At 37.8% G+C, this 17591-nt stretch carries 10 protein-coding genes; 3 read left to right on the top strand and 7 right to left on the bottom strand.

Annotation, left to right across the window (positions count from 1 at the left end; all coding sequences use genetic code 11):
* Window positions 1-49 precede the first annotated feature (49 nt).
* The 5 genes from porV to HQN86_RS21985 form a co-directional block, all read right to left on the bottom strand.
* Window positions 50-1216: a type IX secretion system outer membrane channel protein PorV gene (gene porV, locus HQN86_RS22005; protein ID WP_172663025.1), complete on the bottom strand. Its 1167-nt coding sequence runs from the start codon at window positions 1214-1216 to the stop codon at window positions 50-52.
* Between the two features lie 4 nt (window positions 1217-1220).
* Complete coding sequence (locus tag HQN86_RS22000) at window positions 1221-1721, bottom strand: T9SS type A sorting domain-containing protein (RefSeq protein WP_172663024.1); 501 nt, start codon at window positions 1719-1721, stop codon at window positions 1221-1223.
* A gap of 183 nt (window positions 1722-1904) precedes the next feature.
* A complete protein-coding gene (locus HQN86_RS21995; RefSeq protein ID WP_172663023.1) occupies window positions 1905-4283 on the bottom strand; it encodes an ABC transporter permease in 2379 nt (792 codons plus the stop codon).
* A 10-nt stretch (window positions 4284-4293) separates the two neighbouring features.
* A complete protein-coding gene (locus HQN86_RS21990) occupies window positions 4294-6669 on the bottom strand; it encodes an ABC transporter permease (protein ID WP_172663022.1) in 2376 nt (791 codons plus the stop codon).
* Between the two features lie 157 nt (window positions 6670-6826).
* A complete protein-coding gene (locus tag HQN86_RS21985; protein ID WP_172663021.1) occupies window positions 6827-7600 on the bottom strand; it encodes an HAD-IIA family hydrolase in 774 nt (257 codons plus the stop codon).
* A gap of 169 nt (window positions 7601-7769) precedes the next feature.
* On the opposite strand from HQN86_RS21985, the gene HQN86_RS21980 reads away from it, so the two are divergent.
* Window positions 7770-9554: a glycoside hydrolase family 15 protein gene (locus HQN86_RS21980; RefSeq protein ID WP_172663020.1), complete on the top strand. Its 1785-nt coding sequence runs from the start codon at window positions 7770-7772 to the stop codon at window positions 9552-9554.
* Window positions 9555-9558: 4 nt separating this feature from the next.
* Here the strand turns inward: HQN86_RS21980 and HQN86_RS21975 are convergent, their stop codons facing one another.
* Together HQN86_RS21975 and HQN86_RS21970 are read right to left on the bottom strand one after the other, a co-directional pair.
* Window positions 9559-11739: a bifunctional alpha,alpha-trehalose-phosphate synthase (UDP-forming)/trehalose-phosphatase gene (locus HQN86_RS21975; protein ID WP_172663019.1), complete on the bottom strand. Its 2181-nt coding sequence runs from the start codon at window positions 11737-11739 to the stop codon at window positions 9559-9561.
* Window positions 11740-11783: 44 nt separating this feature from the next.
* A complete protein-coding gene (locus HQN86_RS21970) occupies window positions 11784-12488 on the bottom strand; it encodes a FadR/GntR family transcriptional regulator (RefSeq protein WP_172663018.1) in 705 nt (234 codons plus the stop codon).
* Window positions 12489-12661: 173 nt separating this feature from the next.
* Between HQN86_RS21970 and HQN86_RS21965 the strand changes: the two genes are divergently transcribed.
* Entirely contained in the window at window positions 12662-15958 is a 3297-nt protein-coding gene (locus HQN86_RS21965; protein ID WP_172663017.1) for a SusC/RagA family TonB-linked outer membrane protein, read from the top strand.
* 18 nt (window positions 15959-15976) lie between these two features.
* Window positions 15977-17521 (top strand): SusD family outer membrane lipoprotein NanU, encoded by a 1545-nt coding sequence (gene nanU, locus HQN86_RS21960; RefSeq protein WP_172663016.1) that lies wholly within the window; start codon window positions 15977-15979, stop codon window positions 17519-17521.
* Window positions 17522-17591: the final 70 nt, after the last annotated feature.

Here is a 17591-nt window from a genome sequence, read left to right as displayed (position 1 = left end):
TTCTATTTTATTTGTTTGTTGATCACTATTTAAGGTTTCAAGACATTGATTAATTTGCTGATAGTTTGGAGGCCCCGGGGGTAAAGCATAATGTAAATCGCATAGAATTTCTCAGCACATAGCGATCCTCGGTAGGGAATATATAGCTGATATCTATTCTTAAGGGATTGACATTAAGACCTATTCCGGCTGCCAGATGCTGTCTGTTGCCCTTTTCAGGATCTTCATAGAAATAGCCCGTTCTTATAAAAAAACGATTGTAGTAAGAAAACTCTAATCCACCTGCAATGGTGAACTCTGATAGTTCTTCTTTAAATCCTCCGGGTGCATCAAATAATGAAGTAAACAAAGCACTTGTGACACTTCTGTTTGGGTCTTTACCTTTTTCTATTTCAGTAGTAAAATTACCATCATTATCTTTTTTGTATCTTGGTGGGGTAGGCACCATTAATTTATTTATATCAAGCAAAATGGTAAGTCTACTTTCGGGAGCTGCATAAAAATTATAACCAGCGCCCACCCTTAGGTTCATAGGTAAAAAGCTGGTCTGGCTATCAGAATATTTAAGCTTAGTACCAATATTACTTAAATTTACACCCCAGCTAAAACTTCTTGAATAACGGCCATTTTGTAGTTCCCGATTCGAGTAAATAGATACATCGGCAGCAAAAGCATCTGTTGGAGTGAGCTCTAAATTATTGTACGTTCCTTTACCAATATCACTTCTAAAATATCGGGCGGTTAACGCCATCCCAAAGGTCTCACCGAATTTGCGTGCATAGCTGGCATCTATACTGAATTCGCTAGCCTTATATTGTTCTATGAGGCCTCCTGTTTCGTCTCTAAAAGCAATTGAGCCTAAATCCAGATATTTAACAGATAACCCCAACGCTTCTCTATCGTTTAATTGCCTGAATGCGGTAAAGTATCCCAGATGAGAATCTTTGCTGAGCTGTTTCATCCATGGGGTATACGATGCGCTAAAGCTCATTTTTTCGCCGAAGGTGATCTTTGCCGGATTAATGTATAAAGAATTGGCATCCACATCTAGTCCGGTGCCTGCCTCAGCTACTCCTGAGTTTCTGGCATCTGCACTTAGTAATAAGAAAGCAGCTCCGCTTTGGACTACTCTGTTGTCTTGCTGCGCAAAACTGTTCTGGCACCAACATACCAGACAAGCCAAAAGGCCTGTAGCAAGGTAAATGTTTGTTTTCATAAGTTTATTGTATAACCAGTTTCTCGGAATAGGTTCTTCTGCTAGCTTTGAGAACTACATAATATAAGCCCGAAGGATAACCACCTAAGGGTAAAATATAGTTTGCTTTGCCCGCCAGCATTTTTAATGAGATGTTTCTTACGGTTTGGCCTGCATTATTTACCAGTTGTATGTTCACCATATCGTCCATTACCAAATCAAATTCAAGTTTGGTTTGGCTGTTTGCCGGGTTCGGGTAAACAATAAAACCTGTTATAAGAGGAGCTTGTGGTTCGGGTGTGCTGCCATTAACTTCTGGTTGCTGGAAACCTTGTGTTACTAATAGGGGAGAGTTTTCTATGGCTGTTACCAGAACCTCACCTATGGTGTATTGGAAAATGGTATTGTTGATCTCTGCCGAGCCTCCTGCGCTGGCTATAACGGATCGTTGGAGTTCTGCTTGTTGCGCATTTGCGACAGCAGTAAAACTGAATATGCCAAATATTGGCAAATATCTTTTTTTCATCGAGAGAGGGATTAATTATAGATATAGCCAAAATTACAGATAAGTAATATTGGGTGATGATAGGAGTATGCAGGGTGTAAAAACTGTTATGTGAAATGCAGTTTTTAATTAGTAAACTGCGCGCTTTAGAATAAGAATATGTGTCGAATGTGCATCCTTCTGATGCAATACAAGAAGGGGTTATTAATCGTATTTTAACGCATCAACAGGATTTGCTCTGGCAACCTTAAAAGTTTGAAGGCTCACAGTTAATACAGCAATAAATATGGATAAAACAAAAGCAGTTATAAATGGCCACATATTCAGACCGATTTTATAATCATATTTTTGAAGCCAGCTTGTTGTTATAATATATGCAGCAGGAATTGCTATCATGTTTGATAGAATAACGAGTTTGATAAAATCCTTGTTTAGTAAAATAAGTATATCCTTTAGGTTGGCCCCAATTACTTTCCGGATACTGATTTCTTTGCTCCTCTGCTCGGCAATATACAGTGCCAGACCTAACAGGCCGAGACAAGATATAAATATCGCAAAGCCACCAAATACATTTGAAAATATACTCAGTAATTTTTCACTTTTTAATTTATCAGCAATCCTTTCACTCACAAAGTCTATTTGAAATGGATAATCTGGGTTTAGTTTTAGGCTTAGTTCTTTAATTTTTTGTGTAGATGTGGTTATGCTTTGTGATGGATTTAAACGCATAATGATAGTGCCTGGACTGGTCTCGCTATAAAAGAAAAGCAACGGACTTACTTTGGTTCCAAGCGATGAATAGTTGTAATCTTTCATTACGCCAATAACTGTGAATGTTTCGTTCCAATCGTCATTTTTTATTTTTGCACCAATCGGATCCTTAAGATTCATTGTTTTTACAGCAGTTTCATTTAAAATTACTTTGGTCGTATCATTGCCAAATTCTCTGCTGAAGTCTCTTCCCTGTAATATCTTTGCGTCAATTGTTTTGGTGAAATCGTAACCTGAAAATCTAAGTTGCATGGCTACTTGTTCGTTTTTTAGCTGGCCTGGCCATTTTATCTTTTCTGTGCTTACATAGTTGTTGGTGAGCCCGTTTGTAGTCTCTGTTGCAGAAACTATAGCTCCCGATTTAATTAATTCTGATTTGAAAAGCTGAAGTTTCCCAGAGTCTCTCAAAACACCCAGACGTCCAATCTGAACCAGGTTGTCCTTGTTGAAACCAAGAGGTCGGTTGTTCATATAGCTGATTTGATTTCGTACCACTATAGCACAAATGATCATGCATATTGAAAAACCGAATTGGATTACTACCAGTATTTTACGAATAGGCAACGAAGTTTTGCCTGCTCCTTTTATGCCTTTTAATATCTTAAGGGGTATAAGCGACGATAAATATAGAGCGGGGTAGCTGCCTGCGAGCAGCCCTGTAATTAATGTTAAGCCAATAAGTATAGCCCATACTTCATATGAACCATAATCTATTGTCAAATCAATTGCTAATAGATTGTTAAAGTAGGGAAGCACAGTTTCTAATAAAATAAAAGCGATAAGCAGCGCCATGAAAGACAAGAGGAGCGACTCTAATATGAACTGCCATGCAATAGATTGCCTGCTGGATCCAAGGGTTTTTCTGATCCCGATTTCCTTTGCACGTTTTTCTGATCGTGCGGTAGACAGATTCATGTAGTTAATGCAGGCAATAAATAGCACACAAACTGCAAGCAAAAGAAATAATTTTATTTGATCTATGCGGCCGCCTGAAAGTTCACCATTTTCAAACTGATCGTATAGATGGTTTTTTTTTAATGGAAAAAGAAAGAATTCTATATAGCTGTCATTTGTGTTTTGCTTAAAGATTTTTCTAACCTGTTGGTCTGCCGAGGCAAATTGTTGTGCATCTTTAAGCATTACTATAGTGTTCAAAGCGCCATCAGTCCAGCCCATTTTTTTATACCACGGGCTTTCATTTTCTAAAAATGCCCAGGGTATTAATACATCAAAGCGATAGGTTTGGTTTTGAGCATGATTGGCAATTACGGCCGTAACCATTAAGTCACTTCGGTTATCGTATCTTATCACTTTGCCAATAGGATCTTCCTCTCCAAATAAGATTTTAGCAGTTTGTTCAGTTATAATAGCTGAATTAGGAGTTGATAAGGCGTTTGAAGAGTCTCCCTTAATAAAATTGTAGTCAAATATTTTTAAGAAGGATGGATCTGCGAAAATCAGGTTTTTGTTGAATGCGTTGTGTTTATATCTAAATGGGCTTTCATCTCTTTCAGCCATTCTGCTTACCTGTTCTACACCAGGGACGGTTTGCATAATGGTTGCAGCAAGCTGATTTGGGGTACAATAAGCACGATTAGTGATAATGCGGTCGCTCATGATATCATTATCATAAACAGAGTAGATACGACCGATATTTTTGAATTGCTTGTCGTAACTCCATTCGTAATTTACGTAGAGCAGTAATACTAAGCAACAGGTTAGGCCAATAGCTAATCCTCCGATATTAATCAGAGAAAACCCCTTGTTTTTCCAAAGGTTTCGAAGCGCGATTTTTAATGCTAAAAGGTACATGCCATTAATATTATTCAGCTTTAATTGCCTCAATCGGGCTCATCTTAGCAGCTCTAAATGCCTGAAAAAAGACAGTTGCAAGAGAGATGAGAAAGGCTAAAAAACCGGAGACTATAAAAAACCAAAGTTTTAAATCAATTCGATATGCAAATGAGTCTAACCAATTTTTGCCTAGAAAATATCCGATAGGCAAGGCAATTAGAATAGAAATGAGTACAGGTTTAGTGAAATCTTTAGACAGAATATAGACTACATTGAATTCTGAAGCCCCTAAAATTTTTCTGATGCCAATTTCTTTAAATCGTTTTTCGGCAGTGAAGGTGGCTAGTCCAAACAGGCCTAAGCAGGAAATTACTATTGCCAACATTGCAAAGTATCTTGATAATACTGCTACCCGGGTTTCTGCTACATACTGAGCTTGAAAATCCTGATCCAGAAATTTATAATCAAATGTATATTCAGGGTTGTATTGGGTATTGAATTTTTGAAGTTCTTCTATTACCGGCTTTATACTTCCTGCTTTTATCTTTACCATTACCCTGTTGGTGTGTGTAGGTTTATATCTGATAAACATGGGGCCAACTTTTCGATGCAGAGATTCAAAATGGAAATCCTTTGCAACACCAATGATCTGCATATCGTTACCCCACAGCTTAAAAATTTTACCCACAGGATCTTTTAAGCGCATTACCTTAATACCAGCTTCATTAATGATGACTTTAGAAGTATCAGAACCAAATCGTTCAGAAAAACTTCTCCCTGCGGCCATTTTTATTCCAAGGGTTTCTATCAAGCCTGCGTTGACATCTGCACGTTGAAATTTAACGACTTCTTTAGGATCTCTTCCTTCCCATCCAAAGTCGCCAAGGGTATAGCTTAAATCACCAAGTAGTTCCCGATCTATACTTGATGCATTTACAACACCATCTATTTTCTTTACTTCATTTATCACAAAATTTATATTGTTTTTAAGCTTGCCGTTTGTTTCAAAATACAATACGTTATCTTTTTTAAAGCCAGGATTAGATTTCTGTACATATTCAATTTGTTTATAGATGATAAGAACGGCTACAATCAGGATCACTGAAAAAGCAAATTGAAAAACTACAAGTCCTTGCCTTGTTAGCAATGCTGCTGCTGAAAGCTGAAGCTTTCCTTTTAGAGCTGCAGAAGGCTTAAGGCCTGAAAGATACAAAGCCGGATAACTACCGGAAAGTAAACCTGTAAAGATGGTTACACCAAGTATGGATAATAGGAGTGTGGTGTTGAATTGTAAAGTTAAGTGTTTGCCAGTGATCTGGTTAAACTGCGGCAACATAAGCTCTACTGCCAATAGCGAAACAAATACGGCCATAATGGTTAGCAGCATCGATTCTGAAAGGTATTGCACGATTAATGATCCTCTTGGTGCCCCCATTACCTTTTTAACCCCAACTTCTTTTGATCTTCTGGATGCTTTTGCAGTAGAAAGGTTCATGAAATTGATACAGGCAATGATTAGAATAAAGACCGCAATAAGCGAAAATAGCCTTACATAGGCTATTCTTCCGCCGGCAACTTTGCCATTTTCAAATTGATTATGCAAATAGCTTTGGGCAAATGGCCTGATGAATAGGGTATAGTTTTTTACACCTTTTGTTTTTAAATAATTCTTGATTTTGGTATTGAATAGCTTGGGATCTGCATCTTTTTTAAGAACTACAAATGTGCTTGGGCCATAGTTTGTCCACTTGCGGTAACCGGAATTTCCTTCAGGGCCTAACAACACATCGTAGGAGACTAAAAAATCAAATTGCTCTGAGGAGTTTGTGCCGATATCCTTAAAGACCCCTGAGATCAATGCATGGTTTTCGGCTTGCATTTCAGTATTGCTCCAAACCATTTCTTTACCAACTACATCTGTGCTATTAAACAGTTTCATAGCCATGCTTTCTGAAATAGCAACAGTTTTTTTACCAGAGAGTATTTCGTTTTTGTTGCCAGTAATCAGTGGGTAAGAAAATACTTTAAAGAAATCCGGTCCTGCAAATTTGCCTGCTGCTTTTATAGCAGGTTGATGATTTGCCGATACTTTACTCTGACCTAGCCAAAAACCCGGCGAGGTCGCAACTGCAGTTTCAACTTCGGGTATTTCTTTTGCCATTGTTTCGGCCAGAATTCCAGGTGTGCCCTCTACCGTTTGGACTCCATCTGTGAGGTGCTCATTCTGGATCACCTGATAGAGTCTTTCATTATGAAAGCGATCGATCTGTATTTCGTCGTTTACCCATAGGTAAATTAGTAAAGTACAGGAAAGCCCTGCACTCAGACCAATCAGATTGATGAAGAAAGAGCTTTTGTATCTCTTAAAGTTTCTGTAGATCAGCAGCAGGTGGTGTTTAAACATGGCCTTGTTATTTCGTGGGTTAATTCAATTGATATGCCAATACGAGGAAACCGATTTTAAGTGGGCCAGGACTGCTTAATTACCTTTTACTGTTCGGTTATGAACAGTTTATGTTCATATTTGAACAAAATAATTTGCGTAGTAAAATACACCTGAGTTACCACCACTTAAGAGGGAAAACAATTTTATCAACCGAGCCAACAATCATATCTGGTTTAAAAGCATAACGGCCAAGCTGGTTCTGATCAGAAATTCCTGATAAAACCAGGATGGTTTTATAACCCATTTGTATACCTCCCTGTATATCAGTTTCCATAGTATCTCCTATAACCGTTGTTTCTGCAGTTTCCAGGCCAAGGAATTTTCGCGCCGAACGCATCATAACCGGACTAGGTTTGCCTATTACAAATGCCTTTATTCCGGTTGCTTCTTCAATCATGGCTGTTGTGGCGGCAATGCCCAAATTATTCCAACCTGGTTTTTTAGGGGAAGGATCTCTGTTTGTAGTAATGAATTTTGCTCCGGCCAGAATCATGTCAACTGCCTTCTGAACCATTTCCAGGGTAAAGTTTCTTCCTTCACCTAATACAACAAATTCCGGATCTGTATCAACCAGGGTAATTCCATTTTCATGTAAACTGGTTAATAAGCCACCTTCTCCCAGAACGTAAGCAGTCCCATTAGGACTTTGATCGCCAAGGAATTTACCTGTGGCCATGGCACTGGTGTATACGTGTTTTGCATCTACAGTGATCCCTAGCCGCTTTAGCTTTCTCACAGCATCAAGGCTTGTTCGCTGGCTGTTGTTGGTCATAAAAGCAAAGGGTATATCATTGTCAAGAAGATGCTTTATGAATTTATCGGCTCCAAAAATCATTTCTTCTCCACTGTAGATGACGCCATCCATGTCAATTAAAAGTCCTTGTTTCATAGGTGTTTTTTATTTATAAGAAAAATTGAAATCGTTACTGCTTCAATTCTCTTACTCAAAATTAATAATAATTATCAGTCATAATGCTGTTCAATATTAATTTTTAGGAACTAAAAAGAACAATATATAGGTTGTCGTGTTGTTATAATATACACCAATTGAATAATAGATGACAGAAAGACACACATATCAAACGGGAATTATTGGCAATTGCGCTTACCTGGCGCATATAAATAAAAACACTAATGTTGATTGGCTTTGCTGGCCAAGATTTGACAGCTCTTTCGTTTTTGGCGGATTATTGGATGAAAATAAAGGAGGAGAGTTCTCCATTCGGCCAAATGGCGAATTTACTTCGAGTCAGTTTTATCTGGAAAACACAAATGTGCTTTGTACAGAAATAACCAATGCCGAAGGCAGGTATAGAATAACTGATTTTGCACCCAGATTTTATCAGCATGAGCGTTACTACAAGCCTTTAATGCTGATTAGGAAGATAGAACCTATTGAAGGAAACCCCAGGGTTAGGGTAAAATGCAAACCGGTTTATAATTATGGTTCGATAAAACAAAAAGGGCATCGTGGAAGTAATCATATAGAGTTTAACGGAGCTGACGAAGATATGCAGCTAAGTACCAATATCTCTTTGAGTTACATTGAAGACGAGAAATTTTTTGCATTAAATGAACCTAAATACTTAATCTTAACCTATGGACACGAACTGGATGCCCCTATAGTAAGCACCGCAGAACGATTTTTAAGAGAAACCATTAAATACTGGAGAACATGGATTAAGCACTCAACAATTGCAGGATTTTATCAGCACATGGTAATCCGCTCTGCACTTGTTTTGAAGATTCACCAGTATGAGGATACTGGGGCAATAATTGCAGCCAGTACAACAAGTTTACCGGAATCGCCTGGTAGCAAAAGGAACTGGGATTATCGATATTGCTGGATGAGGGATACTTATTACGTAATTACCTCATTAAACCATATTGGCCATTTCGAGGAAATGGAGAAGTACTTTAATTATATAACAGATATATCTTTTAGAGATGATGTGAGGTATCAGCCATTGTTTGGTATCGCCGGCGAAAGGATACTTACTGAGCGGATTTTGAGAAACATTAAGGGATACAAAGGCAATAAGCCGGTAAGAGTAGGTAATCAGGCTTATGAGCACATACAGAATGATATTTACGGGCAGGTATTGGTCTCTATGCTTCCGCTGTATACAGATCATAGGTTTATTTTTAGAGAACGACAGGATTCTACCCAATGGCTGGATTATCTGTTAGCTAAAATCGAACGCACTATTGATGAAAAGGATGCGGGTTTATGGGAGTTCAGGAATATAGCGAATATGCATTGTTACACCAATCTTTTTCAATGGGCGGGCGCTAACGCGGCTTTAAAAATGGCCAAAACCATAGGTAATAAGGAATATGAAGATAGAGCAACAGTACTGATCGAGAAAGCAGCACAGCATATAGAGGATTGTTACGACCCCGTTCGTAAAGTGTATACGCATGCGGTTAATAGCCCGCATTTAGACGCAAGTACGCTGCAGCTTATTTTGATGAACTACCTTGATCCTCAATCTGAAAGAGCTAAAGATCACCTGATCGCATTAGAAAAGGAACTGAAAGCTGAGCGTGGTTTGTTCTACAGATACTTGCATACCGACGATTTTGGGAAACCCAAAAGTACTTTTCTGATTTGTGCCTTTTGGTACATAGAGGCACTGGCGTGTGTGGGCAGGGTAGATGATGCAATAAAAGAATTTGAATCAATTATCAATTATGCCAACCATTTACTGCTTTTTAGTGAAGATGTTGATGAAAATGATGGAAGTCAGTGGGGTAATTTTCCCCAGGCTTACAGTCATGTTGGGTTGATGAATGCGGCCCATCGTATTGCAATAAAGCTAGACAGGCCGATATTCTTATAATGTTTTATTTAGTAAGAGAACGAAGCATTTCTCTTACTTCTTTATAATCTCTAAGATAATAGCGGGCAGCAGATATATTGCTGCCCACTTTTATAGTATAGGCTTCTGGCGGTAATGCCTTAAATATATCTTCATCTGTATGATCATCGCCCAGGGCAATTATAAAATCGGGATTTTGATTGTACAACCAGTTTTGCGCAGCTTTACCTTTGTTTACCTCTATGTTTTTGAACTCTATAACCTTATTGCCCGGCATCATTTGCAAGCCTTTATCGGCAATGAACAGACGTAAATGATTTATGATCTCGTTGGCACGCAGTTCGCCCAATCCTTTTTCTACTTTTCTGTAATGCCATACTAAAGAATAACTCTTCTCTTCTATAAATGAACCCGGAGTTCTGTCTGTGTAGGTATCTAAAACTGCCTTAACCTCTTGTTTCCACTTATCTGTTAATAATGGAAGTGCTTTCCACTCTTCGTTAAGCTGCTTTTGCCAGGCACCATGTTCCGCAATCATATCCAGATTTAAATGTCCGAACCATTGTTGTAGGGTTTGATACCTGCGACCACTGATGAGTACTACCCGATTTGCCGGATCAGAACTCAGTTTATTTAATATATCATATAGTTCCTGATCTGGGGAAGCTTTGTCTATATCGCCATGAAAACCAACCAGAGTGCCATCGTAATCTAAAAATATGTATCGATCTTTTGATTTTTTATAATCTAATGCTATTTGATCTTTTACTGATTGTACTGCGTGTTTTGTTAATAGAGATTCTTGCAATTGTTTTACTTCTTTTAGTTTATCCATAAAATTTTTAACCCACAGGTGGATGTTGAATTTTTTAACGATATGTCTCATACTAGACATACGCGCATTTTGCTCTTCAATAGGCATATCTATTGCCCGTACAATTGCCCGCATAATGTCGCCAATGTTATTAGGGTTAACTATTAAAGCATCATTTAATTCTTTAGATGCTCCAGCCATTTCGCTTAAAACTAAAACACCATCGTTATTTGTACGGGAGGCCACATATTCTTTACTCACCAGATTCATTCCATCGCGCATGGGCGTTACCAGGCAGATGTCGGCCGTGCTATATAGAGCTGAAAGAAATTCAACAGAAAATGATCTGTAGAAATAATGAATGGGTACCCAGTCTATTGTCCTGAACCTTGCATTAATGTTACCGACCAGTTGATCAATATGATCCCTAAGCTCTTTATATTTAGGAACGGTATCTCTTGATGGCACTACAATCATATACAGTGCTATCTTTTCTTTGTATTCCGGATGGAGCTGAAGTAATAGTTCTAAAGCTTGTAAACGTTGAATGATACCTTTGCTGTAATCTAACCTGTCGATAGTTAGAATTATTTTAAGACCCTCCTGACTTGCTTTAAATGAAGCTGAGTGCTTAGCTACTTTTGCATGCATAGTTAGTTCTTCAAATTTATCAGCGTCAATTCCCATTGGAAAGGCTTCTACCACAACTTGCCGGTCTTTGTGAATGATCACATTATCTGATAACTTGCTAGTTGATAGCCTTGATGCAGCACTTAGAAAATGCCTTACATCGTCAAAGGTATGGAAGCCCAGAAGATCCGCTCCAAGCATACCTGAAATAAGTTCTTCTCTCCACGGGATCAATCTGAAAATTTCGTAAGATGGAAAAGGTATGTGCTGAAAGAAACCGATGGTAACCAAAGGTTTTTCTCTTCTGATTAGGCAAGGTAAAAGAAGTAGCTGATAATCGTGTATCCAAATGGTATCGCCATCATTAACTGCTTCTATTGCTGCATCTTTAAACTTTTCATTTACAGATTTGTATGAATCCCAATAGTCTTGCTCAAAGTTTGCATATGTGGTAAGGTAGTGAAAAACAGGCCAGAGTATCTCGTTCGAAAACCCTTCATAGTATAAATTAATCTCGTCTGTGGTTAAAAAGACAGGAATAAGATTAAGCGTGGCAAGTAGTTTTTTAACCTCTCCTTGCCGCTCTTTTGGAACATCTATGCCGGGCCAGCCGATCCAGACATTATTTCCTTGTTTATAAACGGAACCCAGGCCTGTTGCCAGTCCGCCTTCACTAGATCGAAGTATGTATTCACCGTTTTGTTCTGTAATCTTAACTGGTAAACGGTTTGATAGGATGATTGTTTTGTTATTAGTTAGCATATTATACTAAAACAACCAAGATAAAGCCTGTTTGTTTTAATAAATTAACTAAAGATCCTTAAGAAATGGTTTTCAAGGTGATTTCTCATCCCGTTTCTAAATAGTTCAGGTGAGCCATTTTCGAGGATGTCGATCAGTCCTTTATGAGATACGAATTTTTGAATTTGAGCAGGTTTTTTCAATAAACCACTATTGTGTACATAATCAAAAATTGGCAGCAGCATTTTTTGAAACCGTTTTAGTGTTTCATTACCTGCTATTTCATAGAGCTTTCCATGAAATATAATCTCATGATCAATATGGAATATGTGGTCTTTTGCAGTATCAGGCTCAGTTTTTACAATCTCTTTTAACTCTTCTATATCTTTTGGGGTAATGCGTTGAAAAAGCAGATCTGCCATTCCTATTTCCAGCACAAGTCTTAATTCAAATATCTCTCTAAGGGTATCCTGATCAAGGATATGAGGATTCATGCTCTTGCTCATGATACCGAAAATGTCGGGACTGGTAATCACAGAGCCCTTTTTTTTCTTCGTATCTATAAGTCCCATCATCCGTAATCTTAAAAGCGCTTCGCGGACAACGGTACGACTTACTCCCAGACTTCTGGATAGGTCTAATTCTGTAGGTATAATATCACCAACTCTTAATTTCCTTTCTACAAGGAGCTTAACAAGATTGGCTTCAACTTTATCAACCAGCGAACTGGTATCTAATTGAATGAGGGATTCAGTAGGGTTAGGTGTCATATTATGTTATACATATGTTTTTGTTGGTAGAAAGGGCTTAAAATAAAGATTTAGCTCCTATTCCTATACAATGTTAATAAAAATAATATAAATATTTCTTGCAATATAGAAATATAAGTCACACCTTAGTCTTATTATGTTATACATAATGCTAAAACCTAACCAAAAGAACAATGAAAAGACTTTACCAAAAGTACGTTAGTCAAGTCCTGCTAACGTTAATTTTAAGCATAGCCATGCTTACTGTATCAGGCCAAAACTCTAAAATATCTGGACGGGTAGTAGATGCCAAAGGGCAGGGCATACCTATGGCTAGTGTTTTGATTAAAGGAACCAAAATTGGAACCGCCACAAATGAAACTGGTAATTATGCCATTGCTGCAAAAAGCAGAGATGTGCTGGTAATTAGCTATACCGGATTCATTACCCAACAAATTACCGTTGGAAATCAAAGTACAATAAACATTACGCTTGCAGAAGATACACAGGGACTGGATGAAGTAGTGGTTGTTGGATATGGTACCCAGAACCGAAGGAATGTAACTAATTCTATAGCGAAGCTTGATAAAGAAGTACTTGCAAGTACCCCACGTTCTAATATTGGTAGTGCACTGCAAGGTACTGTTTCTGGTTTGCAGGTAGTTAATAGTACAGGTCAGCCAGGTGCGTCTCCTTTAATTCTTCTCCGTGGCGGTGCTTCAATTAATAGTCCGGGCGCGCCATTGGTTATTGTTGATGGAGTTATAAGAGCATATAATGATATTGCATCAGAAAATATTGAATCTGTTGAATTACTTAAGGATGCATCTGCCACTGCAATTTATGGTGCGCGTGCTAACAATGGGGTGATTCTAATTACCACTAAAACTGGAAAAACAGGATCTGCTCAGATCTCTTATAAATTTACTGGTGGGTATAACCAAAACAGAGAGGGTTATAAATATATGGATGCTAAGGATTACATCTATTATACCCGCTTAGGTTATTTAAATGCGGGAAGAAGTCTCGACCAGGTAAATGCCTCCAGAGGTCTGGGACTCTCTACAAATCCTGCTGATCTTGCAACGTTTGATATTAAGAAATATGTAGCAGGCACAACAACTTTACCTGCTGGATGGGGTGTTCTCGACGACCCTTATGGAGGTCAGATTATGTATAAAGATCATGCTGGCGAGGTTGAGGACGTGTTATTTAGAAATACTTATACTAAAGATCACTACCTAAATGTTACAGGTGGAAATGATAAAGGGAAATACTTTGCTGCTTTTGATGCTTACAATGAAAATGGAGTAATTGTTGGTTCAAATTATAAGAGATACACCGGCGATGTGAACGGTTCTTATAAAGTTAAACCTAATATCGAGGTAAGTAGTGGTGTAAGTTTATCTACTTCTTCTCAAATTGGTGCTATTGGAGGTGATGTTAATACACTATATCGTAATATGGCAATTTGGCCTACATTTAATCCATGGCTGGATGAAGCTAAAACCAATCCAAATCCAGGAAATGGAGTTACGGATGGTAACCCACTATATTGGTTAAATCGTCTAGATCGCTCAAATGAGGTAAACAGGGTAGTGGTTAATGGAGCTGTTAAATGGGATATTATTCCTGGCTTATACTTTAAGGCTACCGGAAATGCTTACCTATATGAAAAACTAGACCAATCTTTTCAAAAATCTACACAAACCTATGCCAATGTTTTTTCAGGAACTATAGGGAATAGTACAAGAAACTCTATATATACTTTTGCCAGAGATTTTCAGACTCAATACAATGGTATTTTGAATTACACCAAAACCTTAGGAGGCAAGCATAATTTTAATGTAATGGCAGGTGGTGAGTATTATAATGTGAATTCATATGCAATGCAGGTTTTCGGACAGAATGCACCTACAGATGATATTCCTACTGCTAATGCTTCTACAACCTTTGCTGCTGGAAGTGCAAACAACTATTCTACTAAATCTCAATATAAAATACTTTCAGCTTTAGGAAGATTTGCTTATGATTTTGATAATAAATATTTGTTTACAGCTGTATTCAGATTGGATGGTGTTTCTAGTTTAGCTGAAGATAACAGAAATGGTTTTTTTCCTGGTATGTCTGCTGGATGGAATGTGCATAAAGAGGATTTTTTTATTAATTCAGGGATAAGCAATTATATTTCTTCTTTAAAACCACGCATCAGTTATGGAGAAAATGGTAACGTTGCCGGATTGGGACGTTATGAGGTTCAGGGTGTTTATGCATTGCAAACTAATTATAATGGGTCTGCAGGTTTCTTAAATACAGGTGTAATTAATGGCAACTTGCGATGGGAAAAAAGTAAAACAACAGATGTCGGTTTAGATTTAGGTTTATTTAAGGACAGAGTTAGTTTAACTTTTGATTACTACGATAGAAGAACAAGTGATTTATTAACAAATCTTGATTTACCAAGCTATGTCGGTTTTGGTTCGTTAAGAACAAATCTTGGTACCTATCAGAATAAAGGATATGAATTTGCTATCAATGCAAACATCTTTGATAAAGGCGATTGGAAAATTAATGCCGGTGTAAATGCTTCATTTGTTAAGAATAAGATTTTACAATTACCATTTAACGGTAATGACAAAAATAGACAGGGTGGACTACAGATTTTTGATCCAAAATCCGGACAGGTTGTTTGGGTAGGTGGGTTACAGGAAGGACAGGCATTGGGAGATATTTATGGCTATAAACAGGTATCTGTTTTTAAGGATGATGCTGAAGTTGCTGCAATTGCCGGTAATCGTACTGATGCAATTGCGGGTATTACAGGGCCAAATCTTGCCGCAGGTAAAAACGGACGCATTACTGCAGGTGATGTTAATTGGCAAGATGTAAATGGAGATAACATTATAGATTCCAGAGATCAGGTTTATTTAGGTAATATTTTCCCTAAATGGACTGGCGGTTTTAATACAAGCATTTCTTATAAAGGCTTATCCATGTATAACAGATGGGATTTTGCAGTTGGTCATACCATTTACAATGATTTGGTCGCCAGAACATTGGGTAACTACCAAGGAACCTTTAACTACATTGAATTGCAAAAACAAGCATGGTCGCCAACAAATACAGTTACAGATGTGCCAAAAGTTTATTATGCTGACCAGGTTGGAGGATCAAAACAGAATTATACAAGAGCAAATAATGGCAATGGATTATTGAATAGTAACAACTCACGATTTTATGAGAAGGGTGATTATCTGGCTTTAAGAGAGGTGACACTTGCTTATACACTACCTAATAATTTGGTAAAGAAATCTAAGGTTCTTTCAAATATGAAAGTTTATATAACCGGTAGTAACTTGTTTTATATTACCAAGTTTTCTGGTCCCTCTCCCGAACCTCCGGTTAATACTGATGGTGTGGTTACTGGTATTTACACAGGTACTTATCCAACGGCAAGGTCATTCATTATGGGTGTACAAGTTGGTTTCTAATATTTAAGAATTAGCGATATGAAAAAGAACATAAAAAATATTCTAATCTGTTTAGGGATTAGTGCAATAGCCCTTAGCTCTTGTAAAAAAGATTTAAATTTAAGTCCGGTGAGCAACTTAAGTGATGCGAGCTATTGGAAAACTCCGGATCAGGTGGATGCTTTTGTGAGTGGAATTCACACCCGTTTTCGCGATCATAATACCAGTTTTGAATTTCTGGGAGAGGTACGCGCGGACATATATGGAACAGATCCAGGTACTACTGCCACATTTACGGGTGAAGCAACTCAAGGCATGGAGCGCATGTGGCTGCATACTTTAGATGCCGATAATTCAGGAGTTAGTAATTTCGGAGGATTTTACAATAACATTAATCAGATTAATCTTTTGATTAATAAATTGAATACTACCAATATAGTGTCAGAAACATCAAAAAAGAATTATTTAGGTATTGCCTATGGTATGCGCGCATTTTACTATTTTCAGCTATACAGGAGTTGGGGTAAAGCTGTAATTGTAACAGATCCTACCGTTGATATTGATATTTCAAATTTAGCGAAACCTGCGTCGACTGAAGCAGAGGTAATGAGCTTAATTAAATCGGACATTGATCTTTCCAATGAAAATTTTGGTACCGATTATTCTTTCTCTGCTAAGAATAAAAAAGGATTCTGGTCAAAATCTGCCACTCAAATGTTAAATGCAGAAGTGCATTTGTGGACAAGTTACAGAGGGGGAGGCACTGCTGATGCTACAATAGCAAAAACTGCGTTGACCAGTATTCAGTCTGGCGCTCCTGCATTATCATTATTAAATAATTTTGCAGATGTGTTTTCATCAACCGGGAAAGACAATAACGAGGTGATTTTTGTTTCAAGAAATAAACTGAATGAAGCTACCCTACCTTTTATTGGAAACTTTGTTCCGCAAACTAGCTTAATCATTAATTTCTATGATTCTTTAGCTGTAAGAAAATTTGATGTGGTTACAGATAACTATGGTGGGTTATTAAGAATCCCTACTAAAATAGCTACCTACAGAAAATTTAATGAGAATGACTTACGCAAAAACTTAACAATACAGGCAGCTTATTCTCAACCAGCAGCGGGTACATTTAAAATAGCCGGAGCATTCCTGAAAAAGTACCAAGGAGAACAAAATGCGGGAAGCAGGGCTTTTACCAATGACTTCCCAATTTATCGTTATGCTGATCTGTTATTACTTTTAGCGGAGGCTAAGGTTGCATTAGGTGAAAGCCCTGCTACAGAGATAAATCTTGTTAGAGCAAGAGCCTTTGGCAGCAACTACAATGAGGCTACTCTGGGTTATCCTCATCAAGCTATAGATGCTGACCCTAAGGAAGCGATACTTCAGGAACGTTTGTTAGAGTTTATTGGAGAAGGAAAAAGATGGTATGATCTCAGACGTATGGGCAATAACTATGTATTTGCTAAAACTGGTTTGGCCTCTTCAGAAACCTACAAGTTGTTGTGGCCAATAGACAGAACCTCTTTGACAAACAATAGGGCGTTAACACAAACAGACGGATATCCTTTATTTTAATTCACAACATTCGCGGGTAGAGTAAATTACTGCTGCCCGCGAATGATTTAAAAACACACTCAACACTTAT

Source organism: Pedobacter panaciterrae (assembly GCF_013204795.1).
Lineage (GTDB): Bacteria > Bacteroidota > Bacteroidia > Sphingobacteriales > Sphingobacteriaceae > Pedobacter > Pedobacter panaciterrae.
This window is presented reverse-complemented; position numbering and strand designations above follow the sequence as displayed.

What these genes read in the sequence shown, in the direction of transcription:
- HQN86_RS21965 (WP_172663017.1), top strand. Translation starts at nt 12,662, where the DNA reads ATGAAAAGACTTTACCAAAAGTACGTTAGTCAAGTCCTGCTAACGTTA.
- porV (WP_172663025.1), bottom strand. Translation starts at nt 1,216, where the DNA reads ATGAAAACAAACATTTACCTTGCTACAGGCCTTTTGGCTTGTCTGGTA.
- HQN86_RS22000 (WP_172663024.1), bottom strand. Translation starts at nt 1,721, where the DNA reads ATGAAAAAAAGATATTTGCCAATATTTGGCATATTCAGTTTTACTGCT.
- HQN86_RS21990 (WP_172663022.1), bottom strand. Translation starts at nt 6,669, where the DNA reads ATGTTTAAACACCACCTGCTGCTGATCTACAGAAACTTTAAGAGATAC.
- HQN86_RS21995 (WP_172663023.1), bottom strand. Translation starts at nt 4,283, where the DNA reads ATGTACCTTTTAGCATTAAAAATCGCGCTTCGAAACCTTTGGAAAAAC.
- HQN86_RS21980 (WP_172663020.1), top strand. Translation starts at nt 7,770, where the DNA reads ATGACAGAAAGACACACATATCAAACGGGAATTATTGGCAATTGCGCT.
- HQN86_RS21970 (WP_172663018.1), bottom strand. Translation starts at nt 12,488, where the DNA reads ATGACACCTAACCCTACTGAATCCCTCATTCAATTAGATACCAGTTCG.
- nanU (WP_172663016.1), top strand. Translation starts at nt 15,977, where the DNA reads ATGAAAAAGAACATAAAAAATATTCTAATCTGTTTAGGGATTAGTGCA.
- HQN86_RS21985 (WP_172663021.1), bottom strand. Translation starts at nt 7,600, where the DNA reads ATGAAACAAGGACTTTTAATTGACATGGATGGCGTCATCTACAGTGGA.
- HQN86_RS21975 (WP_172663019.1), bottom strand. Translation starts at nt 11,739, where the DNA reads ATGCTAACTAATAACAAAACAATCATCCTATCAAACCGTTTACCAGTT.